Genomic DNA, 23,921 nt, shown 5'->3' with positions numbered 1-23,921 from the left:
AAGAATCTTCTTATCTTGATTGCGTATTTGTTACGCAATTGCTGTTGCATAACCTACGCTGTTCGCACTTAACTAAACATTTCTTTCACTCCACTTTTAATTGACAGGTATGGCAAAGGTTTTCTTTTCTCCCAGGCCCTATATACTTATGGCCGGTATTCTCTTACTCCTGGTCGGGCTATGGGCCTTTTCCGGTTCAAAAGAGCCGCCCCGTATCCTTGTCTTTAGCAAGACGGCCGGTTTCCGGCATACGTCCATTGAGGCCGGACAAGCAGCTCTTATGAAAATGGGACAGGAGCAGGGCTTTGCCGTGGATACCACCGAAGATGCCACGAAATTCAACGAAGAAAACCTGAAACGTTACCAGGCAGTCGTTTTCCTGAGTACGACCGGCGATGTGTTAAACGCAGAGCAGCAAAACAGCTTTGAGCGTTACATTCAGGCTGGTGGCGGTTACCTGGGCATCCATGCCGCCGCCGATACCGAGTATGGCTGGCCTTGGTACGGGAAGTTAGCCGGCGCCTGGTTCGATAACCATCCCATGCCCGACAACGTGCAGAAAGGAATCTTTGTGGTGGTAGACAAGAAGAACCCGGCTACCAAATTTCTGCCGAAACGCTGGGAGCGGGAAGATGAATTTTATTCCTACAAAAATATCAGCCCGGCTATAAAAGTGTTGCTGACGATAGATGAAAAGACTTACCGGGGCGGCACCAACGGCGACAACCACCCGATGGCCTGGTACCAGGAGTATGACGGTGGCAGAGCCTTTTATACTGCCGGCGGCCATACCGATGCTTCTTTTTCAGAGCCGTTATTTTTAAAGCACCTCTGGGGTGGCCTGCAGTATGTGATGGGTGGAAAGAACCGGAAGCCGCTGGACTTTGGCCAGGTACGCACGCACAAAATGCCCGAAGAAAACAGGTTCTCCAAAGTAGTGCTGGAGGAAAAACTGGACGAGCCGATGGAGTTAACGGTGCTGCCGGATAGCCGCGTGCTGTTTATCGAACGCAAAGGCAATATAAAACTGTACAGTCCTGCTACCGGCAAGACCACTGTGATTGCAAAAATCCCGGTGAACACCAAAGTGGTGAACAAAGAGGGAAAAGTATCGGAAGATGAAGGCGGCTTGATCGGTTTGGCCAAAGATCCCCATTTTGCCCAGAACCACTGGCTATACCTTTATTACTCACAGGAAGGAAAAGAGCCTAAAAACATCCTGACCCGCTACGAAATGAAAGGGGATGAACTGGTGATGGATTCCAGAAAGGTACTGCTGGAAGTAAACACCCAGCGGGAGCTAACCGGCCATGCCGGCGGATCTATTGCGTTTGATGCAAAAGGGAATTTATACTTGTCTACAGGCGATAACATCAACCCGCACGAGTCCAATGGCTACAGCCCTTCGGATGAGCGCCCGGGCCGTACGCCTTTCGATGCGCAGATGACGTCTGCCAATACTAATGATTTGCGTGGTAAAATCCTGCGCATACATCCCGAAGCCGATGGCACCTATACCATACTGGAAGGAAACCTGTTCCCGAAAGGCACACCTAAAACACGGCCTGAAATTTATACCATGGGCCATCGCAACCCGTTCCGTATTGCCATCGACCAGAAAACAGGCTATTTATACTGGGGCGATGTAGGCCCGGATGCGGCGCAGCCCGGCGACAAGCGCGGACCAGCCGGACAGGATGAAATCGGGCAGGCGAAGCAGGCGGGTAACTATGGCTGGCCTTATTTTGTAGGCGACAACAAAGCCTACAACAAGTATGATTTTGCCAAAAGCCAGTCCGGTGAGCTGTATGATCCAGCCAAACCCGTCAATAATTCACCGAATAATACCGGCATCAATCAGTTACCGGCTGCCCAGAAAGCACTTATCTGGTACGGTTACGGCGATTCGAAAGAGTTCCCGTTAATGGGTGCCGGCGGGCGCTCCGCCATGGCCGGCCCTGTCTACTACCAGGACCAGTTTAGAGGGGCAGCCCGTGCCTTCCCGGACTATTACGATGGCAAACTGATTATTTATGAGTGGATGCGCGGCTGGATGATGGCTGTTACGCTAGATAAAGAGGGGAATTATGTGAGCATGGAGCGCATCATGCCGAGCTATAAATTTTCGAACCCGATGGATATGGAGTTTGGCCCGGAGGGAGATTTATACATGCTGGAGTATGGCAGTGGCTGGTTTGCCCAAAACGACGATGCCCGACTGGTGCGCATCGAGTATAACGGCGGCAACCGCAAACCGGTAATCCAACTGGCTGCCGACAAAAAAGGAGGCGCTATTCCGTTCGAAGCGCATCTTTCCGCAGAAGGCACCAAGGATTATGACAATGATGACCTGCAGTACAACTGGAAGGTAACCTCTCAGGCCGATGGTTCCTCCCGAACCTTTGCCGAGGCAAACCCCACAGTAACCTTCGACAAAGCCGGTGTATACAAAGCCAACCTGACGGTTACGGATGCCAAAGGAGCCAGCAGCAGCCAGGCGCTGGAAATTATGGCCGGTAACGAGCCGCCTGTGCTTACCTTCCAGGCTACGTCCAGTAACCAGACCTTCTTCTTCCCCAACCAGTCGTTTGACTATGAAGTGAAGGTAAGCGACAAGGAAGATGGCAGCCTGGCCAATGGTACTATCAGGCCGGAAGAGGTGGCCGTCAATATCGATTACCTGCCTGAAGGCTACGATCTGATCGCCATTGTGCAGGGCCATCGCAGTGCCGATGCGTCGGTTGATGTGGTGAAAGGACAGAAGCTGGTGGAAGGCAGTGACTGCAAAGCCTGCCACGGCATCGATAAGAAGTCCGTAGGGCCATCCTTCACACAGGTAGCCCTGAAGTATAAAGACCAGCCTGCAGCAAAGGAAAAGCTAGCTAAAAAGGTAATTAACGGCGGCGGCGGTGTGTGGGGAGAAGTAGCTATGAGCGCCCACCCGCAACTTTCAGAGGCTGATGCAGCAGAAATGGTGCACTACATCCTGAGCCTGTCGCAGCAAAAACAAGCGGCTGCCTCGCTGCCGGTAAAAGGCACGTATGCCATGGCCCTGCCAAAAGGGGACAAGGGAGAAGGCACCTACGTGATCAGGGCGGCTTACAAGGACAAGGGCAGCAATGGCATTCCATCCATCACAGCCGAAAAGGTACTGACCCTGCGTAATGCAAAAATGCCATCCGGCAAAGCGAACAAAACGGAAGGCACGATGAAGTATGGCGCTATTGTCATCGCGTCGGTGAACGGCTCTTACATGGCTTTCAACAACATTGACCTGACCGGTATTGAGCAGATTGCCTTTACTGCTGTCGCGTCCAAAGCGCAGATGAACACTGCCGGCGGCCGCATCGAAGTAAGGCTGGGCTCCCCAACCGGAAAGCTGATCGGGACAAGCCCAATGATCGAGCCGGTAGCAGAAGCAAGTCAGGCCAGTTTGCCGTCCCCCGTGGTAGCGAAACTCTCCGGCGGCACCGGCATGCAGGACGTGTACTTTGTCTTTAAAAATGACAAGACCCTCGCTGGTCAGTCCTTATTTGCGGTCATAAACCTGGAGTTTCAGAACGGCAAGGCCACTACAGCTAAACCGGCTCCAGCCGAAGCCAGCACGCAGCCAGGCCTTTCTGCGGAGGCGCTGAAAGCTTATGTCGGCAAGTATAAAATGACGGGGCTTCCGTTTGAATATGTAGAAATTACGCCGAAAGCAGGCAAGCTGCGTGTAAATGCAGGCGGGCAAGAGGGCGATCTGGTGCCGGGCGCTGAGGCTGATGTGTTTGAAGCTGATAATGGCGCTGTATTTACCTTTGGCCGCAACAGCAATCAGACAGTCACTACCCTAACACTGCAAGCCCAGGGCTTCGCCTTTAAAGGCGCCAGGGAATAAGGAGCTGGCTGATTCGTCCTATAACTCTTCACAAAAGAGTTATACTTTTATAAACAATAAGTCCCGCCGATTGTCGGCGGGACTTATTGTTTATGTTGAAAATGTCGAGCAGTAGGTTTACCTCGTTGTGGTAAATACAATGAGGTTGTTCAGCATTTCACCTTTTATAATTTCCAAAGTCTCTGCTGGTGTTATCCTCTTAGAGCAAGCGATTGTTAAAGTATGGATTGCTGGTGAAAGCCCCGGCAATAGCTGAATAGTATGGTATCTGGAAAAATTTTAAACAGCTTCTTTGTTTACTTGCATCCGCTTACTTATTTCCCGTTATTGATTAGCTTCACTTCATAAAGGTATACCTCATGACCAAACCTCAACCGCTGTTGTTAGCTATTATGGTGCTGCTTGCTGTTTTACAAATGCCATACCCTATGCAGGCGGCTTCGCACAAGTATAAAAATGATGTTGAAGGCAAAAATCCAACAAGAAAAGATACAATTGTCAGTATTCCGCTGGGTGGCAACGCTTTTGTAACCAGCCGGAAGCAGGGGGCAGGTATAAGCGACGCCGGGCTGACGGACTGGACAGATGCCGCTTCGGTGATAAGCATATACTTTAAAGTAGCGCACCCCGGCACTGCCGATCTATACCTGCGCCTCAAAGCGCCGGATGGCAAAAGCAAACTGAGTATAAAAGTAGCAGGCCAGGCATTCAGCGTTACAGCTTCCGGGGCAATGTATGATACCGTTAAAGTCGGGAAAGTGAAGTTTGAGAAACCGGGTTACGTGAAAGTAGACATACAGGGCCTGCGCAAAACCGGTAACTCTTTTGGCCAGATATCCGACCTTATACTTGCCGGCGCGCCTGTTACCAATCACCTGGCCTTTGTAAAAGATAATGGCAGCAACCGTTTCCACTTCGGCAGGAGAGGGCCTTCGGTGCACCTGAACTACCCCCAGCCGGGCGATTTTGCTAAGAACACCGAATGGTTTTACAATGAGGTGGAAGTGCCGAAGGGAGAGGACGTTATCGGCTCCTACTTCCAGGTGAATGGCTTTGCCTTCGGGTACTTCGGCATACAGGTCAACTCTGAGACGGAGCGGCGGATTTTGTTCTCGGTATGGAGCCCGTTTAACACCGACGACCCCAAAAGTATTCCGGACAGCCTGCGCATCAGGCTGCTGAAAAAAGGTGAGGGAGTGTATACGGGAGAATTTGGCAACGAAGGTTCAGGCGGACAGAGCTATCTCAAGTATAACTGGAAAGCAGGCACACGCTACGCTTTCCTGTTGCGTGCCCAGCCGTCGCCTGCGGCCAACACTACTGTTTTCACAGCCTACTTCAAAAATCCCGGGACCGGCCACTGGCAGTTAATCGCAAGTTTCCAGCGTCCCCAAACCAACAGCGGCCTCACCCGGTTATATTCTTTCCTGGAGAACTTTATCCCGGAAGCCGGCTACAAAGAGCGCCATGTATACTTCACCAACCAGTGGCTGCGGAGCTTCGATGGCCGGTGGCAGCCCGTCACAACGGCCACTTTCACCGCCGACGATATTGCCCGGCGGGGCCAGCGCCTGGACTATGACGGCGGTGTGAAAGGCGCTTTCTTCTACCTGCGCAACTGCGGCTTTTTTGACGATAACCGGAAAATCGGCACCACGCTGACGCGCGAGCCGGACATGACAAGTCCGCCCGCCATTGATTTTGAGACATTGCCATAAACGCAGTCTTATTAGACTACTGGTAAATATAATGTGAGCAGGTATGACTGTCCGGCCTGATGTATAGGCACTCAAGCTGCCCGGATTTATACTTGTCGCGCAAGGCTTTCGGTACTTTATTAAGTATATTGTCGGGAACCTGTTTTCAAACCAATGCACCACTTGGGTAAATGATTTTACCATGAAATACACACCGCTACTTTTTACACTGCTGCTTTTTACACTGCTGCTGGCCTTCATTGCTTCTCCTGCCACGCTGCAGGCGCAAACTTCGGCCAGGAGGCAGCCGAACATCATTTTTATACTTACCGATGACCTTGGTTATGGCGATTTGGGCGTGTTTTTCCAGAACCAGCGGCAGAAAACGGACGACAGCAGCGAACCCTGGCACTATACACCTAACCTGGATAAATTGGCTGCCAGCGGCGCGCAGCTCACGCAGCAGTATTGTAATGCGCCCGTATGTGCCCCCTCCCGCGCCTCGCTGCTGACAGGCGTGAACCAGGGCAACGCGCACGTGCGCGACAACCAGTTCGACAAGGCTTTAGAAGATAACCATACCTTGGGTACCGTGTTGCAGACAGCGGGTTATACGACGGCTGCTATAGGCAAATGGGGATTGCAGGGTGTGGACGAGGCCGGTCCCGACTGGCCGGCGCATCCGCTCAAGCGGGGTTTTGATGCCTACTTCGGCTATATGCGACACGTCGACGGGCATGAGCACTACCCCGTGGAGGGCGTGTACCGCGGGCCAAAGCAAGTATGGTATAACTATGAGAACGTGGCCGACGCCATGGACAAGTGCTACACCACCGACCTGTGGACCGCCGCCGCCAAAAAGTATATTACCGACCATGAGCAGGGCGCCGATGCAACAAAGCCCTTTTTCCTGTACCTGGCCTACGATGCGCCCCATGCGGTGTTGGAACTGCCTACGCAGGCTTATCCCGCCGGACAGGGTTTGAAGGGCGGCCTGCTGTGGCTGGGTTCGCCCGGCCACATGATCAATACAGCCTCAGGCGAAGTGGACTCCTACGTACACCCCGATTATCAAAACGCCACCTATGACGATGACCGGAACCCCGCCACACCCCAAGTGCCCTGGCCCGATACCTACAAGCGTTACGCTACTGCCGTGCGGCGCATAGACGATGGCGTGGGCGACCTGATGCAGCTGCTGAAGGATCTCCGGATAGATGAAAATACGCTGGTAGTATTCACCTCCGACAATGGCCCGTCCATCGAGTCGTACCTGCCGGTGCCGTATGTGCCCAATTACCCGACGTTTTTTAACAGTTTCGGGCCTTTTGACGGCATCAAGCGCGACACCTGGGAGGGTGGCCTGCGGATGCCGACGCTGGTAGCCTGGCCTGTGCGCATTCCGGCAGGTAAAGTGGTGACCTCGCCCAGCATCTTCTCGGATTGGATGGCTACGATGGCTGAAGCTGCCCAGATGCCGGCGCCCGCCCGAACAGATGGCGTTTCTTTATTGCCTTCGCTGACAGGCAAAGGCAGACAGCCGGAAAGCCTGGTGTATGTGGAGTATTTCCACGCCGGCGAAACACCGGATTTTGAGGAGTTCGGGGAAAGCAAGAGAAATCGCAGGCGCGACCAGATGCAGATGCTGCGATTGGGTAATCTGGTGGGTGTGCGTTACCAAATCACCTCGGCCAGCGACGATTTCGAGATTTACGATGTAGTGAAAGACCCTGCGCAACGTGTCAACCTGGCCCTGCAACCTGGCTACGAACAGGTGCAGGAGCAACTGAAAGCCAAAGTGCTGCAGGTGCGCCGCTCCAACGCAACCGCCGGGCGGCCCTACGATAATGCGCTGATACCGGCGGTGCCCGCGTCCGGCAAAACAGCCCAGGGCCTCGCCTGGAAGTATGTGCAGGGCGATTTTCCATGGGTAGCGGCAGAGAGCGGCCAAAAGGCCAGCGCCCACGGAACGGCCAAAGCTGTGGGTGGCAAAGAGCTCCGCAAAAAGAAAGGCATGGTTTACTATGAAGGATATGTGCAGGTGCCGGCAGACGGTGTGTACGAGTTTTCACTGACGACGACCGGCAAAGCCTTTGTACGCCTGCACGAGGCCATCCTGCTGGATGCGGATTTCGGCTACGCTGCCGGCTCCGGGCTGACGCAGCGCGTGCCGCTGAAAGCAGGGCTACACCCCATCAAAATAGCTTACCTCAGTGGCAAAGGGGCTGTGTCTGCGCTGACGTTACAATGGAAAAAAGCGGGAGAAGCCGCCTGGCACCCGCTGCGCATCGCGGATCTGCGCCATTAAAGTATAAGGTATAAGTATGGCGGCAAAACTGGATTAGCTCGTTCTGTATCCTGCAAGGATCTTGTGGCTAAGCGGCAAGAGCTTAGCCTTTCGGAAAGGGGTGCTTTGTTTTGGCCAGATTCTTCCGGAAAAGCAGTGCTCGTTTATACTTTAATCCAATGCTGCCTGGCTACTCATTGCTGCCATCAGGCAGTTTCGGGGAAATTTGTGTGGTGACCCAGGCAGCTTTAAAAAATCAGCAACAGCCGGAAGTAATGGCGGTTAAACCGAGGTTACGTTCATGGCTCCGCATCAGTTTAGTTGTTTTTGTGCGGGCTGTTGCTTATATTTGATCTACCATTTTAACCTGACAGTGCTGCCTACTAACAGATTCTTTAGCTTTTCCCCAAAGCCGCTTGCAGGCTTTGTCGCAGCGTCGCATCACGTATCTTTAAGTGATGTGCTGAACGGTTATTGCCTTAACTTCTATACAGCTCCCAAGGACTTCAACAAGTAAGCCGGAAGCCTCCGGCCTCCGGCGCAAACTCTTATTGGCGCAGGCAGTAATTAGCAAAGCGTGCTGTGCAGTATCGCACCGTACAGGCTCCGCTTTTCTTCTCATGGCCAGCAACTTCAGCGTAATGCAGGCTTTTGCTTTTACAGGCATTGCCAGATACTTATTTCAAATACTTTTTTATTGCTATTAGCGGTTATTTCCAGGGAGCAGTTCTCCGGGCGGCTATGGCAGTGACTTAGGCTTGCCGTTTCAACCCGCTGCAGCCATATTACCACGGATAAGACAGGCAGGTGAGCGGAGCAGCAAACTACCGGAACTGTAATGCGGTAAGGCTGACAGCGAGTAAAATCAAAACGTAACTATCAACTTAATTTATATGAACACAATATATTTGACCGAAAAAGATCATCAGCGGCTGCACGCCTTGGTGCAGGCGCATCGCCTGTCAAACGGTGCCCATGCCGTGGAAGCACTCTGTAAAGAACTGAAGCGCGCCAAAGTGGTGGCATCGGAAGAGATTCCGGTGGACATTGTCACGATGAACTCTTTCGTAAGGTTAAAAGAACTGAAAAGCTCTTCGGTGATGGAAATAACGATTGTTTATCCCAAAGATGCGGATCTCGCTACCCGAAAAATTTCTGTGCTAGCCCCTGTTGCCACGGCGGTGCTGGGATGCAAGGTAGGCGATGAGATAGAATGGCCTGCGCCCCAGGGCGGTATAGTAACTTATAAAGTGGAGGAGATTTTATATCAGCCGGAGGCAGCAGGCGACATGTACCTGTAACTTTCTTCCGCCGGGCCTTTACAGGAAACCTTTTGCAGGTCTGTAAGGTTCGGGCGGAAAAAAGGTACTATGCGGCCGAAACATCGGGCTTTATCTGTTTTTGATGCGGTAGCCCTATAACTATGAAAGCTTACGGTAGTATTAAATCAAAATTATACTTCAGAAACTACCCTCACCGCAGCGGCTTGATCCAGTAGCTGAACTCCTGGTCTTTAAAAGGAATGCGGTACTGCTCCAGCGGCCAGCTTCCCCAGCTATCGATACCCTGCAGGCCCGTTTGCTGCAAATCCAGGTGCATGTAAATGTGATCGCGTTCCACCAGTTCGCCGGAGTGGTATTGCTTCTTCTCTACTTCCGGATCAAGGTCGTCGAGGCTGTAAGGCAGGGCCGAGAAACTCAGCAAACTATCGGCGAACACAAATTTCAACCCCCGTCCTTTGTCAGAAGTCAGCGTTACCCAGCGCACATCGGTTCTATTGCCGCTTTCCTGCGGACGCGCATATGGGAAATATTGTACGTCGAGGTTTTGCTTGTAAGTGCCCACAAACGAAGCTGTTTTCCGGTCCTGGTAATTTTCCCAGGGACCGCGGCCATACCATTGTATGTTGTCGAGCGCTTTGTTTACCTGCAGGTTGGTACCCATGCGCAGCAGCAGTTTGTAGTCCCCTTTCAGGGTATTCAGACGCGTGTCTACTTTCACGGTGCCGTCGCCGAAAATAGTGAAGTGCTGCTCGGTGGCCGCGTCGCCATTTACGAGGCTCTTCTCAAACACCACTTCATACCCATTTGCGGTTTTGTTATACCTGGCGTTGGTGAGTTTGCCGGCGTCGTAAGCCTCGCGCCACATGCGCAGCGATTTGTTAAAGCCTGCACCGATGTCGTTGTCGGTGGGGGCGCGCCAGAAGGCCGGTATCGGACCCTTTTCCAGCAGCGTCTGGCCTTTTAAAGTATAGCTGCTCATCACGCCGTTTTGCATATCGAAGCTGACGTTAAAATCCCTGCCCGAAATCACCAACCGGCTGCCGTTGTCTGTTACCTTCAGGGTGCCATTGCTTTCCGGCGCTGCAGCTGCCTGCATTGTGGGCGTGAGCGCAAACTGCGCAGCGGCTATTTCGTAGCCTTTTTCCAGGAAGGGTTCTGCCTCTTTTAAAGTATAACGCACATTCAGGAAATATTCTTTCCCCGGCTTCAGCTGCTTTTTGAACGGAAGCGCCACCGTTATACTTTGCTGCGGATCTGCTTTCAGGTCGTTTATACTTCCTTTTTCAATTACCTTTCCATTTTCCAGCAATTCCCACCGCAGCTGATAATTACTCAAATCCCGGAAGAAATAGCCGTTTTTGACTTCTATCGTCTTGTTGCCGTTATACTTTGTTTTAATGTGCTGGTATACTTTTTTTACCTCCACCGCCATCGGCGTAAGGCCGCGGTGAGCGGTTACAACACCTTTCACAATAAAGTTGTTGTCGCTGATGTTCTCATCTACCGGGCCGCTCAGCGGGAAATCGCCGCCATAAGCCATGATGCGCCTGCCGTTTTTTACCGTGTCAATGGCCTGGTCTACCCACTCCCAGATAAAGCCGCCCTGCAGGTGCGGCTGCGTTTCGATCACATCCCAGTAATCCTGGAAATTGCCCATGCTATTGCCCATGATGTGCGCATACTCGCTCATAATCAGCGGCCGCTGCTCCTTTGTGGTTTGTGCGTAGCGCTTCAGCCAGTTGGGGTTGGGATACTGCGGCACAATCATATCGGTGTTGAAATCCATTTCGGCGCGCTCGTACTGCACCGGGCGGTAGTCGTGCGCTTTCAGCCACTCGTAGCCTTCATAGAAATTCACGCCGTTGCCGGCTTCGTTGCCCAGCGACCAGGTAACTACCGACGTATGATTTTTGTCGCGATCATACATGCGCCTGATGCGGGCGAGGTGCGCATTTTGCCATTTTTTGTCGTTGCCGAGCGTATAAGCCAGCTCATAGCCCCTGCCGTGCGACTCGATGTTGGCCTCGTCTACTACGTACAAGCCGTATTCGTCGCAAAGCTCCATCCAGTAAGGATCGGGTGGGTAGTGGCTGGTACGCACAGCGTTCACGTTCAGCTTCTTCATCATCTCCATATCCTTGCGCATATCTGCGTGTGTTAGAGTATGGCCTTCGGTAGGGTTGTGCTCGTGGCGGTTCACGCCTTTCAGGAATACGCGTTTGCCATTCACCAGAAAGTTGCCGTTTTTAATCTCCACAGACCGGAAGCCGAGGCGCTGCGGCACCACTTCCAGCACCTGGCCGTTTTTGTCTTTCAGGGTGATGTATAAAGTATAGAGATATGGTATTTCGGCAGACCACAGCTTTACATCCGGGATGATCTTATGGAAGGCGACCTCTGATTTATAGTTGCCCAGCACCTGCTGCGCACCTTTGGTCTGGTCCGTGAAAACCGTTTTGCAGGCGGCATCCACCAGTTCAATCTCTACCGAAAAAGTATCGGCTTTGCTGTGCAGCGTTTTCTGGTCTATTTTATAGTTGTTGATTTCAGCTGTCAGGTCGAATTCACCATTGGTATACGTCGGGTCGAGCACGGCAATGGCTTTGAAATCACGGATATCCAGCCTGGGTGTGGCGTATACGTATACATCGCGTTCGATGCCGGAGATGCGCCACATGTCCTGGCTTTCCAGGTAGCTGCCGTCGCTCCAGCGGTATACCTGCAGGGCCACCAGGTTTTCACCGGGATGCACGTAAGGCGTGATATCAAACTCTGCGGCCAGTTTGCTATCTTCGCTGTAGCCTACTTTCCGGCCGTTCACCCAGATAAAAAAGGCAGACTTTACAGCACCCAGGTGGATGAACACCTGGCGGCCGTCCCAGCTTTGCGGCAGCGTAAATGTTTTGCGGTAAGAACCAACGGGGTTGTTGTGTTCCGGAATATCGAAAGGCGGATTTAATTGTGCCCCTCTTTTGGCGTGTCCCGCAAACTCGTAAGGCTGGTTTACATAAATAGGCAGGCCGTAGCCGTTCACTTCCCAGTTGGCAGGCACTTTAAAATTGTCCCAGCCGGCATCGTTAAAATCGGTCTTGTAAAAGTCCGTAGGGCGTTTGGCGGGGTCCTGCACCCAGTTAAATTTCCAGGTGCCGTTGAGCGAGAGAAAGTAATCCGACTTTTCTTTTTGCCGCTGCTCAGCCAGTTTCCTGCTTTCGTAAGCAAACGACGAGGCCCGCATCGGCAGCCGGTTAATCTCCACAATCTCCGGTGTCAGCAACTCCGACGGAATTTGCTGCTGGGCCTGAAGCGCCGTGGTGAGAAGCATAGCAAAAAGAAAGGCAAGGGTGTTTTTCATCTTAAAGCTTTATTTTATACTTCCTGATTATCGGAAGGTGTTGGAAATTAGCTTCCGGGTTATTTCACGGCCACCATCCAATGGCAGCAGAAGGCATAACCGGCAAACTCCTTTATACATGCCCCGGAAAGCCTTTAGCCCTGTTTTATATGGGCATACTTCAGGCCACAAGCTGGTTTTAGCAGCGTGAAGTTAAGCCCGGAACTAACCTGCCTTATGCTTGCGTAGCCGGGGAAAAGCAAAAGAGGGCGGGGCAGAGAGAATGCTGTGCAAAGCGGCATGTTCTTATAAGTATAAACTTCCTGCTCATACTTCACGCATCCCGATAATCATACTTTAATCAGAATTCATCTGATAAATCAGAGGTTCATCAGGCAAGTGCTGCAACGCTATGAGCTAAAGATGCGGGCAAAGTGGTTTTCCAGGTGGTTGCGCATGCCGTTGCGGAGCATTTCGGCGGTACCATGTTCTATAATATCCACCAGCCCTTTGTGCGAAACATATTTTTCTACTACTACCTCTTTTTTCAGCAGGCCGCTGCTGTGCACATAATCAAAGACCGGTAATAGCATTTTCTGGAATTTTTTTAGCGTTTCGTTTCCGGAGATCTCATAGAGTTTACCATGGAAATTGATCTCATGCTGAATCTGGAACTGAAGCCTGTCAGAAAGATCCGGCTCCTTGGCTACGATTTCCTGTAGCTCCTCTATGTCCTGCTTTGAGACCCGCTCCATAATAAAGTCAGCCATGCCGATTTCCAGCACCAGGCGCAGTTCAAATACCTCGCGCAGTGTGGCATTGTCGAGCACCTGCGGGATCATGCGCTTTTCGAGCAGCGACAGCAGGTCGGGGTTTGTGATTACGGCGCCCCGGTGTTTTTTGGATTCGATAAGGCCAATCATCCGCAGGCGCAGCAGCGCCTCCCGAATAACGGTGCGGCTGACACCCAGGCCGCTGGCCAGTTCCAGCTCTTTGGGTATGGCATCGCCCACTTTTAAGTTACGCTGTATCAGCAACTCAATCAAATTCATCTCCACTTTATCTACCAGCGAGCGGGTATCTATGGTATTCAGCTTGTCCAGAATGTTGTCCATGGCATTGGGTATACTATCAAATTGCATCAGGCAATCCTGCAAAACTACAAAGCTTCCTGATATAGGAACAGGAAATATAAAAATAGGTTTGGAAATTTAAAATCTCTTTCCTACTTTTATTATGTCATACTTAATACCATATAATCTCTTGCATCATGAAACATAAACGTTTACTACTGCTCGTTCTTTTATGGCTGGGGCTACTCTCCAGCCACGAACTCTATGCCCAACAAGCCAATACGGTTAGCGGCCGCGTGATTTCATCTGAAAATGCCCAGCCTTTAATTGGGGTGAGCATCGGCCTGAAAGGAAAGGCCCAGGGGACCGTAACCGATGGAGAGGGGCAGTTTACACTGTCTGCTGCGCCCGGCGATGTGCTGGTGGTGAGCTATGTGGGCTTTGCCACGCAGGAAGTGGCGGTAACAGAAAGTACAGATGCTATAACGGTGTCTTTAGAGCCGGCTACAGAAAAGCTGAGCGAGGTAGTGGTGGTGGGCTATGGCAGCCAAAGCCGCGAAACGGTAACCAGTTCTATTGCCAAAGTAGACGAAGAAGTATTGGCCAGTGTGCCACGCGCCAATGTGGGCAGCGCCTTACAGGGCACTGTGCCGGGGGTGCAGGTAGTAACCGGCACGGGCCAGCCTGGCGCGGCGCCCCAGATTGTATTGCGGGGCGGGGCTTCTATCAACAGCCCCGGCGCACCGCTGGTGATTGTAGATGGCGTTGTCCGCTCTTTTAATGATGTGCCGGCAGAAAACATTGCCTCTATCCAGGTTTTAAAAGATGCCGCTTCTACAGCTATTTACGGGGCCAGGGCCAACAATGGCGTTATACTTATCACCACCAAGCAGGGCAAGGCGGGTACAGCACAGGTATCTTACAAGTATACGGGTGGGTACAACCAAAGAAGAGAAGGCTACAACTATTTAGGTGCAAGGGATTATATCTATTATACCCGGCTGGGCTACCTGAATGCAGGCAGAACACTGGCCCAGGTAAATTCCTCCAGGGGGCTTGGTTTGCTGACGGACCCGGCCAACCTGGCCGGTTTCGATATCCGCAAACTGGACGACAGCAACCGGGGTTTGCTGGCAAAAGGCTGGGACGTAATTGCCGACCCCTACAATCCTGCCACCGATTCTATTATTTTTAAAGATCATGGCGGCGAAATAGAAGATCTGGTATTCCGGAATACATACTCGCAGGAGCATTACATTAATGTGACAGGCGGAAATGACAAAGGCAGGTACTTTGCCAGCTTCGATTATTACGACGAGGACGGGGTGATTGTGGGCTCGCAGTACAAGCGCTACGCAGGCGATATCAACGGTTCGTACCAGGTAAGGCCAAATGTGGAAGTAAGTACGGGCGTAACGCTTTCTACTTCTTCGCAGATTGGTACCGTAGGCGGCGAGGTGAACACGCTTTACCGGAACCTGGCTATCTGGCCGACCTTCAACCCCTGGCTGGATTCTGCGCAGACCTTGCCTAACCCCGGCAATGGGGCAAGTGATGGCAACCCGCTGTACTGGCTGGGCAAGGTAAACCGGAACAATGAGGTAAACAGGATTACGGTAAACGGCGCTGTAACATGGGATATACTGCCGAATTTATACTTTAAAGGTACAGCAAACGGCTACCTGGTAGAAAACCTGAACCAGTCTTTTCAGAAGGCTACGCAAAGTTATGCCCAGATTTTTGCCAATCCGCAGACCTTTAATACAAGCCGGAACTCTATTTATAACTTCGACAGGGATTTTCAGCAGCAGTACAACGGGCTCCTGAATTATACCACAACCTTTGCCGGCAAGCACAACATAGAGGCGATGCTGGGCACGGAATATTTTGGTGTGAAATCATACTATACGCAGGTGTTTGGCCAGAATGCGCCCACTGATGATATTCCTACCGCAAATGCTTCTACCACTTTTAACGCCGGCAGCAACACCAGTTCCAAATCAGCATACCGCATTATCTCCGCTTTCGGAAGGCTGAACTATAACTACGACGAGCGCTACCTGCTGACACTGGTTTTCCGGCAGGATGCTGTTTCCAGTCTGGCCGAAGAAAACAGAGTGGGTTTCTTCCCCGGTATGTCGGCCGGATGGAACATGCACCGGGAAGCATTCTTCCAGGATGCCGGGCTGGATAAGTATATCTCTACCTTTAAGCCGCGCATCAGCTACGGGGTAAATGGCAACATAGCCGGTGTGGGCAGGTATGAAGTGCAGGGATTGTATGGCCTGCAAACAAATTACGGTGGCAGTGCCGGCTTTCTGAACGAATTGTTCCCGAACCCCGGCTTAAGATGGGAGAAAAGCACAACCATAGACGTGGGTGCCGACTTGGGGCTGCTGAACGACAAAATCGCAGTTCTGTTCGACTATTATGACCGGAGAACCAGCGACCTGCTGACCCAGTTGCCTTTGCCTGACTATACCGGCTACAACAGCATCAGAACCAACTTAGGAACGCTTCAGAACAAAGGGTATGAGTTTTCCATCAATGCCAACGTGCTTACCTCTGACGACGGATTTAACCTGACGCTGGGCGCCAATGCTTCCTTTGTCAAAAATAAAATCCTGAAACTGCCTTTTAACGGCAACCCCAACAACAGGCAGGGCGGCCTCCAGGTATATGATCCGGAAGCAGGGCAGGTGGTATGGGTAGGCGGCTACCAGGAAGGCGGCACGCTGGGCGATATCTATGGCTACAAACAAGTGTCTGTTTTTAAGGATGATGCGGAAGTAGAACGCGTAGCCGGCGACCGGTATGATGCTATTGCTAAAATTACAGGGCCGGGTCTTCCCGCGGGCGCCAATGGCAGCATTACGCCGGGCGATGTAAACTGGCTGGATGTGGACCAGAACGATACGATAGACACCCGCGACCAGGTATACCTGGGCAACATCAATCCGAAATGGACAGGCGGTTTTTCGGCCAACTTATCTTACAAAGGTTTCTCGTTGTACAGCCGTTTTGATTTTGCGCTGGGGCACACCATTTACAACGATTTGGTGGCCCGCACGCTGGGCAACTACCAGGGAACGTTTAATTACATCGATCTGATAAAAGACGCCTGGTCGCCCACCAACACCGAAACCGATATACCCAAAGTATACTTTGCCGACCAGGTGCCCGGCTCCAAACAAAACTATACCAGAGGCAACAATGCAAATGCCTTTCTGAACGGCAACAACTCGCGGTTTTATGAAAAAGGCGATTACCTGGCCTTAAGAGAAATTACGCTCTCCTATGATTTCTCAGAGACGCTGTTGTCGAAGACGAAGTTTTTATCACAGGCAAGGATTTATACTACCTTCAGCAACCTATTTTATATCACCAAATTCAGCGGTCCTAGCCCCGAGCCTCCTGTAAGTTTCGGCACCCTTACCGGCGTGTATGCGGGTACTTACCCTACGCCGCGGTCTGTTGTATTGGGTGTTCAGGTTTCGTTTTAAGCATGTTAACTACGCATAGTATGAAAAAGCATATAAAGTACTTCTTCACCATTATAGGAGCGGTGATGCTGATTAGCTCCTGTTCCGACGACCTGGAGTTAGCTCCTGTCAGCTCTATCAGCGATGCCAACTTCTGGCAAACACCCGACCAGTTTGATGCCTTTGTAACAGGCGTGCATTCAAGGTTCAGAGGCCATAATGGTACTTTCCAGGTGTTAGGCGAACTGCGTGCCGATATATTTGGGATGGAGCCAGGCGCCAGTGCCTCCTTTACCGGCGAAGCCCCGCAGGGACTGGAACGGATGTGGCTGCAAGCCATTGACCCGGAGAACCCCGGGGTAGGCAGTTTTGGTGGTTTTTACAGCAACATCGCCCAGCTTAATATTTTGATTAGTAAATTAAACACTACCGATGTTGTTTCGCCCGCTAACAAAGATTATTACCTGGGCATTGCATACGGGATGCGGGCTTTTTACTACTTCCAGATGCTGCGCACATGGGGCGGCGTTGTGATACAGACAGAGCCTGTTTCGTCAGTCGATATTTCTGACTTGGCCAAACCAGCTTCCAGCGAGGAAGAAGTGATGAGCCTGATAAAGGCGGATATTGACAGCTCTGCCGCCAATTTCGGAAGCGATTATACTTTCCAGAACAACAAAGGCTTCTGGTCGCAAGCGGCTACGCAGATGCTCAAGGCCAATGTATACTTATGGACCAGCTACCGGGGCGGCGGAACGGCAGATGCCCTTGTTGCCAAAGAAGCGCTGACGGATATCCAGGCGAACGTGCCTGCTTTAAGACTGCTGCCCAGCTTTACGGATGTATTTGCAGTAAGCAACAAAGGCAACGACGAAATCATCTTCGCCAGCCGCTACCAGTTAAACGAAGCGACAATGGGCTTTGTCAATTCATATGTGCCGCAAACCGGCCTTATCATCAACTTTTACGACTCGCTGGAGAACCGGCCCTTCACCGTGGCCCAGGACAACTGGGGCGGCCTGCTGCGGGCGCCTACCAGAATTGCCACTTTCCGGAAGTATTACGACCAGGACAGCCGGAAGTGGGCAACCATCCAGGGGGCTTATAACAAGGTAGACGGCGTGTATGAAATAGCCGGTGCGTTCGTGAAAAAGTATCCGGGCGAGCAGAATGCCGGCACGCGGGTATTTACCAACGATTATCCAATCTATCGCTACTCCGACCTGCTTTTACTGCTGGCAGAAGCCAAACTTATACTTGGCGAAGATCCGGCTGCCGAGATAAATGCCGTGAGGGAAAGAGCCTATGGCGCCAACTATAGCGAGGCCGCCTACGGATATCCGAACCAGTCCGTAGATGCCGACCCGAAAGAGGCTATTTTGCAGGAGCGCCTTTTTGAGTTTGTTTTTGAAGGAAAGCGCTGGTACGACTTACGCAGAATAGGCGATGAATATGTGTATGAACACACCACACTGCTGCCGTCAGAATCCTACAAACTGCTCTGGCCTATCGACCGCGGCTCTTTAACGCGCAACAGGGCGCTGACGCAGAATCCGGGCTATCCCGAGTTTTAGTGTTGTTTTTTAAAAGCAGAAAGCGGGAAGCTATACTTGCCGCCCGTTTTCTGTACTTTATTTACGCGAATTAATTTTATACATTACATGAACATAGAACATTTACAGGGGCTGATTGCAGCGCCTTTTACCCCCATGCACCCGGACGGCAGCCTGAACCTGGCCATCATTCCGGCCTACTACAACCTGCTGAAAACAAATGGCAACACGGGTGCTTTTATCTGCGGCTCTACCGGCGAAGGCGTCTCGATGACGCTGGAAGAGAAGAAAAGAGTAGCCGAAGCATGGGCCGAAGCCAGCAAAGGAGATGCTGACTTTAAGGTAATTACGCTGGTGGGCGGCACCTGTTTGCAGGATGCAGTGGCGTTGGCCAGGCATGCGCAAAGTATAAATTTGCACGCCGCGGCCTTTACAGCGCCTTTCTACTTCAAGCCGGCCTCGGTGCAAGCCCTGGCTGCGTGCTGCAAAGTAGTGGCGGATGCGGCGCCGGAGTTGCCATTTTACTATTATCATATTCCGGTGCTCACCGGCGTAAATTTCCAGATGTTTGACCTGCTGCAGGCAGTTGACGGGCTGATCCCGAATTTTGCCGGTATCAAGTATACGCATGAGGATTTCATGGATTATTTGTCTTGTCTGCAGTTTAGCAGCGGCAAGTATGATATGCTGTGGGGCCGGGACGAGAATCTGCTGTCGGCGCTGGTGCTGGGGGCAAAAGGCGGCGTGGGCAGCACGTATAATTATGCCGCTCCGCTATATACTGCGCTCATCGAGGCCTACAACCAGGGCGATCACGGGAAAGCCCGGCGGTTGCAGCAGCAATCCATCGACATGATCCGGCTGTTGGGCAAGTATGGCGGCATCGCAACGGGCAAAGCTTACATGAAAGTAATCGGGCTGGACTGCGGCGAGTTCCGCCTGCCTGTCCGGAATATGGGCGCGGAGCAGTTCCGGCTGTTTGCAGAAGACGTGGCGGCGCTGGATTTCAATGCCTTCTGCTCCCGGCGCGGGAACCTGATTCATACTTAAACCCAGGCACATGAAATATATCCTCATCCTACTTCTTTTTTTAAGCGCATATCATTTGAAAGCACAGCAAAACGCACCCAACCGCCTGAAATGGTCGGTGGCGGCTACCCTGCCCGCCGCGCCCGGGCAAACCACGCAGCACGGCCTGGCCGGTGCGGCAGGCGGCGTGCACAACAATGCGCTGCTGATAGCCGGGGGCGCTAACTTTCCGGCAGGCAAGCCGTGGGAGGGAGGCCAGAAGAAGTATTGGCAGGATATTTACGTGTTGCTGAAAGACGAAAATGGTAAGTTTGAATGGCTTGATAAAGCGTTCCGGCTGCCCGAACCGTTGGCGTACAGCGCCAGCGTTCCGACAGCAAATGGCGTTTTGCTGATTGGTGGCGAAAATGATCAGGGAATTCAATCAAAAGTATACCTGCTGCAATGGCACCCTGCTGAAAAGGATGTAACAGTAAAGCAATTGCCTGCTTTGCCTTTGCCGCTCACCAATGCGGCGGCGGCTGTTAGCGGCCAGCAGGTATACGTGGCCGGTGGCGAAACCACGGGCAAAGCCACTAACACGCTTTTTCGCCTCGACCTTGCAGCGCCCGCTGCCGGCTGGAAAAAGCTGCCCGACCTGCCGTTGGCTTTGTCGCATGCCGTGGCCGTGGTGCAATCCAATGGCGAGTACCCGGCGCTGTACGTTATTGGCGGCCGCACACAAACATCATCCGGCATCAGCGAGCTGCACGGCACTACGTTCCGCTACGATCCGAAGGAAAATGACTGGACGCAGCTTAGCAATATCGCCGACGGCAAGGGAAAGGAAACAACCTTATCCGCGGCAACCGGCGTGGCAAGTGGCGCCAGTTACATCCTGGTCTTCGGCGGCGACAAAGGCAATATTTTCACGCAGATAGAGCAGCACAACGCCGCTATTGCCCGGGCAACGGATGAAGCGGAAAAGCAACGCCTGCAGGCCGAAAAGTTGAAGCTGCTGAACGATCATGCCGGCTTCAGCAAGGATATTTACCTCTACAATACCGTTACCGATTCCTGGACAAAGGGGGGCACACTTCCGGCCTCGCATGTTACCACCTTTGCCGCGCAATGGGGCGACGATGTGCTGATCCCGTCCGGCGAGGTAAAACCCGGTGTCCGCACGCCGGCCATACTGAAAGGAAGTATAAGCCACAAGCAGTACTTTTCCTGGCTGGATTATACGGTGCTCGGGCTTTACCTTTTGCTGATGATTGGCATTGGCATGTGGACGTCCAGGAACCAGGGCACAACGGATGATTATTTCCGGGGCGGGCAGCGCATTCCGGGTTGGGCCGCGGGGCTGAGCATTTACGGTACGCAGCTGAGCGCCATCACGTTTATGGCGATTCCGGCCAAAACCTACGCCACCGACTGGAGCTATTTTATACTGCAGCTCACCATCATCATGGTCATCCCGATCATCACCAATTATTTTATCCCCTTTTACCGCAAGCTGCAGATCACTTCGGCTTACGAGTACCTGGAGCAGCGCTTTAACTACGCGGCGCGCGCTTTTGCCTCGCTTTTATACATCATGCTGCAACTGGGCAGGCTGGCGATTGTGCTGCTGCTGCCCAGCCTGGCGCTCACGCTCGTAACCGGCATCAACGTGAACCTCTGCATTTTGCTGATGGGCATTATCACGATTTTTTATACCATGAAAGGCGGCATTGAAGCGGTGGTATGGACGGATGTGGCGCAGGTGGTTATACTTCTGGGCGGTGCGCTGATGTGCCTGATAATGATTCCGTTTCAGCTGGATGCAGGCGCTGACGAGATTTGGCAGACGATTCAGCAGAACGATAAACTGAACATTCTCAATATGAATTTCAACTTTAGCGAGCCGACGCTGTGGGTAGTATTGCTGGGCGGCCTAGCCATCAACGTGATCACCTACGGTGCAGACCAGTCTGTTGTGCAAAAGTACCTGACCACGCCCAACGAGGAGGCTTCTAAGAAAAGTATGCGCCTGGGCGCCTGGATGGCTTTGCCTTCGGCCCTGATTTTTTTCTCCATCGGCACGCTGTTATACTTGTTTTTCAAGGATCATCCCGAAAAAGTAAACTACCAGCTGCAAAGCCAGGATGCGATTTTTCCTTGGTTTATCGTAACGGAGCTGCCGCCGGGCGTAACGGGCCTGCTGATTGCGGCGGTGTTTGCTGCGGCCATGTCCACGCTGAGCAGCAGCATGAACTCGGTAACCACAGCCCTGATTACGGATTTCTACCGGCGGTTCTCTACAGCCAAGTCAGAGAAAAAGTACCTGGCTACGGCGAGGTATTTCACCCTCGCAATTGGCGTTATCGGCACGGCGCTGGCTTTGATGATGGCGCACTGGGGCATTTCCTCGCTCTGGGACCAGTTTAACACCATCCTGGGGTTGTTCACGGGCGGCCTGGGGGGCTTGTTTGTGCTGGGTATTTTTACCAAAAGGGCTAATGCCAAAGGCGCTATTATCGGTCTCGTTCTGAGTGGGCTGGTGCAGTTTTACATCAGCCAGTACACTAATATCAACCTGCTCATGTATGCTTTTACCGGGCTGGCGGCCTGTGTGGTGTTCGGCTACCTGTTTAGTGTGCTCACGGGCGGGCAAAATAAAAAAATCAGTGGTTTAACTGTTTACAAGTATAATGATGATGAAGAGCAAAGGAGTTCTGTGGCTTTGTATGTTGCTGGTTCTGATCAATAGCATCGGCTGTGCCAAACAAGTATACACGACCACGGCACAACCGCAGCAGGAGATAAAAGTGTCTTCCACCGCCCCGACAGTACCCGTGCTGAAAGGGATGAACGCCAACCCGCTGCTGCGTGTGCTGGTGTATGTGCCCGCCGGAAACGACGGAATCACGTACCGCAACCTGCATGCTACGCTGAATGAAGATGCCGTACGCGCCATACAGAAGCTGGACGTATACTTCACCGATACAGAACCGCTGTTTGCCACCAATAACCTGCTTGCATCCGTAAGGCCGTCTTCCACATCGTTTGATATTCCGGTGAATATCCAGCTTGCCCCCGGGATGCATTATATCTGGTTCAGCGCCACCCTGAAAGAAACAGCGGACATCAAGGATAAAATTGAGCTGCATGTTACCCAACTGACGGACGCTGAAAACAAAGTATGGCCGGTGGCAGAAGATAGTTCGGCCTATGCCAAACGCATGGGCGTGGCGGTACGCAAAGCCGGGGACGATGGCGTGGATACCTATCGCATTCCGGGCATCGCAACGACAGACAAAGGAACGCTGATTGCCGTGTACGACATCCGCTACAACAACAGTGGCGACCTGCCGGGCAACATCGACGTGGGCATGAGCCGCAGCACCGACGGCGGCAATACCTGGGAGCCCATGCGCGTAATTATGGACATGGGCGCGCCGCACGAAAACAACGGCGTCGGCGACCCGGCCATCCTCTTCGACCCCGCTACAAACAAACTATGGGTAGCGGCTCTGTGGAGCAAAGGAGACAGGTCTATCCGGGGTTCAAAACCGGGCCTCTCGCCCGACGAAACCGGGCAACTGGTACTGGCCAGCAGCAGCGACGACGGCCTTACCTGGTCGGCTCCTTACAGCATCACGCCGCAGGTAAAAAATCCTGCCTGGAACCTCTTCTTTCAAGGGCCGGGCAACGGCACGGTGATGCAGGACGGAACGCTGGTTTTTCCGGCGCAATACTGGGATGAAAACGCGATGCCGTACTCGACCATTATTTACAGCAAGGACCACGGGCAGAGCTGGACCGGAAGTATAGCAGGCCCCAAACCGAACACCACCGAAAGCCAGGTAGTAGAAACCACGCCCGGTACGCTGATGCTGAACATGCGCGATAACCGCGGCCGTTTCCGCAGCGTGGCCACCAGCAGCGACATGGGCAAAAACTGGGTAGAACATCATACCTCGTACAACGCGCTGCCGGACCCGGTGAATATGGGCAGCCTGATAAAAGCAAAAGTCAACGTGCATGGCGTGCCCAAGGAAGTGCTGTTTTTCAGCAATGCCAACGCATCCTACGGGCGGCACGACATCACCATAAAAGCCAGCCTTGATTTGGGCGAAACCTGGAAACCGGCCAACCAGGCGCTGGTAGACGAGCGCAACAGCTACGGCTATTCTTCCCTCACCAAAATTGACGACAACACCATCGGCATCCTGTACGAAGGCATCAAGGATTTATACTTCGTGCGGGTGCCTGTTAGCGAGATTTTGGAATAAGTAGAGCAGCGTAAATGGCAGATTACAAGTTCTTCCTGCAGGCTTATCAT

At 52.4% G+C, this 23,921-nt stretch carries 11 protein-coding genes; 9 read left to right on the top strand and 2 right to left on the bottom strand.

All coding sequences use genetic code 11. From position 1 onward, the window contains the following. The first annotated feature begins 148 nt into the window (after positions 1–148). The 4 genes from I2I11_RS05360 (at position 149) to rnk (ending at position 9,165) form a co-directional block, all read left to right on the top strand. Entirely contained in the window at positions 149–3,880 is a 3,732-nt protein-coding gene (locus I2I11_RS05360; protein WP_196266798.1) for a ThuA domain-containing protein, read from the top strand. A 359-nt stretch (positions 3,881–4,239) separates the two neighbouring features. Beyond that, positions 4,240–5,598, top strand: coding sequence for a DUF3472 domain-containing protein (locus I2I11_RS05355; protein ID WP_196266638.1), 1,359 nt, complete (start codon positions 4,240–4,242; stop codon positions 5,596–5,598). 181 nt (positions 5,599–5,779) lie between these two features. Continuing rightward, positions 5,780–7,885 carry a sulfatase-like hydrolase/transferase gene (locus tag I2I11_RS05350; RefSeq protein WP_196266637.1) on the top strand — a complete coding sequence of 702 codons (2,106 nt, stop codon included), beginning with the start codon at positions 5,780–5,782 and terminating at the stop codon, positions 7,883–7,885. A gap of 872 nt (positions 7,886–8,757) precedes the next feature. After that, on the top strand, positions 8,758–9,165 hold the full coding sequence (gene rnk / locus I2I11_RS05345; RefSeq protein ID WP_196266636.1) for a nucleoside diphosphate kinase regulator: 408 nt from the start codon (positions 8,758–8,760) through the stop codon (positions 9,163–9,165). 172 nt (positions 9,166–9,337) lie between these two features. On the opposite strand, the gene lacZ is transcribed toward rnk, so the two are convergent. Continuing rightward, positions 9,338–12,499: a beta-galactosidase, LacZ type gene (gene lacZ / locus I2I11_RS05340; RefSeq protein ID WP_196266635.1), complete on the bottom strand. Its 3,162-nt coding sequence runs from the start codon at positions 12,497–12,499 to the stop codon at positions 9,338–9,340. A 389-nt stretch (positions 12,500–12,888) separates the two neighbouring features. Further along, a complete protein-coding gene (locus tag I2I11_RS05335; RefSeq protein ID WP_230679911.1) occupies positions 12,889–13,620 on the bottom strand; it encodes a FadR/GntR family transcriptional regulator in 732 nt (243 codons plus the stop codon). Positions 13,621–13,748: 128 nt separating this feature from the next. Here I2I11_RS05335 and I2I11_RS05330 point away from each other — a divergent pair, with 128 nt between their 5' ends. The 5 genes from I2I11_RS05330 (at position 13,749) to I2I11_RS05310 (ending at position 23,871) form a co-directional block, all read left to right on the top strand. Beyond that, positions 13,749–17,054: a SusC/RagA family TonB-linked outer membrane protein gene (locus I2I11_RS05330; protein WP_196266634.1), complete on the top strand. Its 3,306-nt coding sequence runs from the start codon at positions 13,749–13,751 to the stop codon at positions 17,052–17,054. Positions 17,055–17,074: 20 nt separating this feature from the next. Further along, the gene (gene nanU, locus I2I11_RS05325; RefSeq protein WP_196266633.1) at positions 17,075–18,607 is read left to right on the top strand and encodes a SusD family outer membrane lipoprotein NanU; all 1,533 of its coding nucleotides are present in this window, start codon (positions 17,075–17,077) and stop codon (positions 18,605–18,607) included. Between the two features lie 87 nt (positions 18,608–18,694). After that, positions 18,695–19,636: a dihydrodipicolinate synthase family protein gene (locus I2I11_RS05320; protein ID WP_196266632.1), complete on the top strand. Its 942-nt coding sequence runs from the start codon at positions 18,695–18,697 to the stop codon at positions 19,634–19,636. Positions 19,637–19,646: 10 nt separating this feature from the next. Beyond that, positions 19,647–22,346 (top strand): sodium:solute symporter family protein, encoded by a 2,700-nt coding sequence (locus tag I2I11_RS05315; RefSeq protein ID WP_196266631.1) that lies wholly within the window; start codon positions 19,647–19,649, stop codon positions 22,344–22,346. Then, positions 22,324–23,871 carry a sialidase family protein gene (locus I2I11_RS05310; protein WP_196266630.1) on the top strand — a complete coding sequence of 516 codons (1,548 nt, stop codon included), beginning with the start codon at positions 22,324–22,326 and terminating at the stop codon, positions 23,869–23,871. The genes I2I11_RS05315 and I2I11_RS05310 overlap by 23 nt, the downstream gene beginning before the upstream one ends. Positions 23,872–23,921: the final 50 nt, after the last annotated feature.

Origin of the sequence: Pontibacter rufus (genome assembly GCF_015694705.1) — a bacterium.
Lineage (GTDB): Bacteria > Bacteroidota > Bacteroidia > Cytophagales > Hymenobacteraceae > Pontibacter > Pontibacter rufus.
Note: the sequence above shows the minus strand (reverse complement) of the source record. Positions and strands in the feature narration are given on the sequence as shown.

Coding starts and splice junctions, on each gene's coding strand:
- I2I11_RS05355 (WP_196266638.1), top strand. CDS start 4,240: ATGACCAAACCTCAACCGCTGTTGTTAGCTATTATGGTGCTGCTTGCT.
- I2I11_RS05330 (WP_196266634.1), top strand. CDS start 13,749: ATGAAACATAAACGTTTACTACTGCTCGTTCTTTTATGGCTGGGGCTA.
- I2I11_RS05320 (WP_196266632.1), top strand. CDS start 18,695: ATGAACATAGAACATTTACAGGGGCTGATTGCAGCGCCTTTTACCCCC.
- rnk (WP_196266636.1), top strand. CDS start 8,758: ATGAACACAATATATTTGACCGAAAAAGATCATCAGCGGCTGCACGCC.
- I2I11_RS05350 (WP_196266637.1), top strand. CDS start 5,780: ATGAAATACACACCGCTACTTTTTACACTGCTGCTTTTTACACTGCTG.
- lacZ (WP_196266635.1), bottom strand. CDS start 12,499: ATGAAAAACACCCTTGCCTTTCTTTTTGCTATGCTTCTCACCACGGCG.
- I2I11_RS05315 (WP_196266631.1), top strand. CDS start 19,647: ATGAAATATATCCTCATCCTACTTCTTTTTTTAAGCGCATATCATTTG.
- I2I11_RS05310 (WP_196266630.1), top strand. CDS start 22,324: ATGTTGCTGGTTCTGATCAATAGCATCGGCTGTGCCAAACAAGTATAC.
- I2I11_RS05335 (WP_230679911.1), bottom strand. CDS start 13,620: ATGCAATTTGATAGTATACCCAATGCCATGGACAACATTCTGGACAAG.
- I2I11_RS05360 (WP_196266798.1), top strand. CDS start 149: ATGGCCGGTATTCTCTTACTCCTGGTCGGGCTATGGGCCTTTTCCGGT.
- nanU (WP_196266633.1), top strand. CDS start 17,075: ATGAAAAAGCATATAAAGTACTTCTTCACCATTATAGGAGCGGTGATG.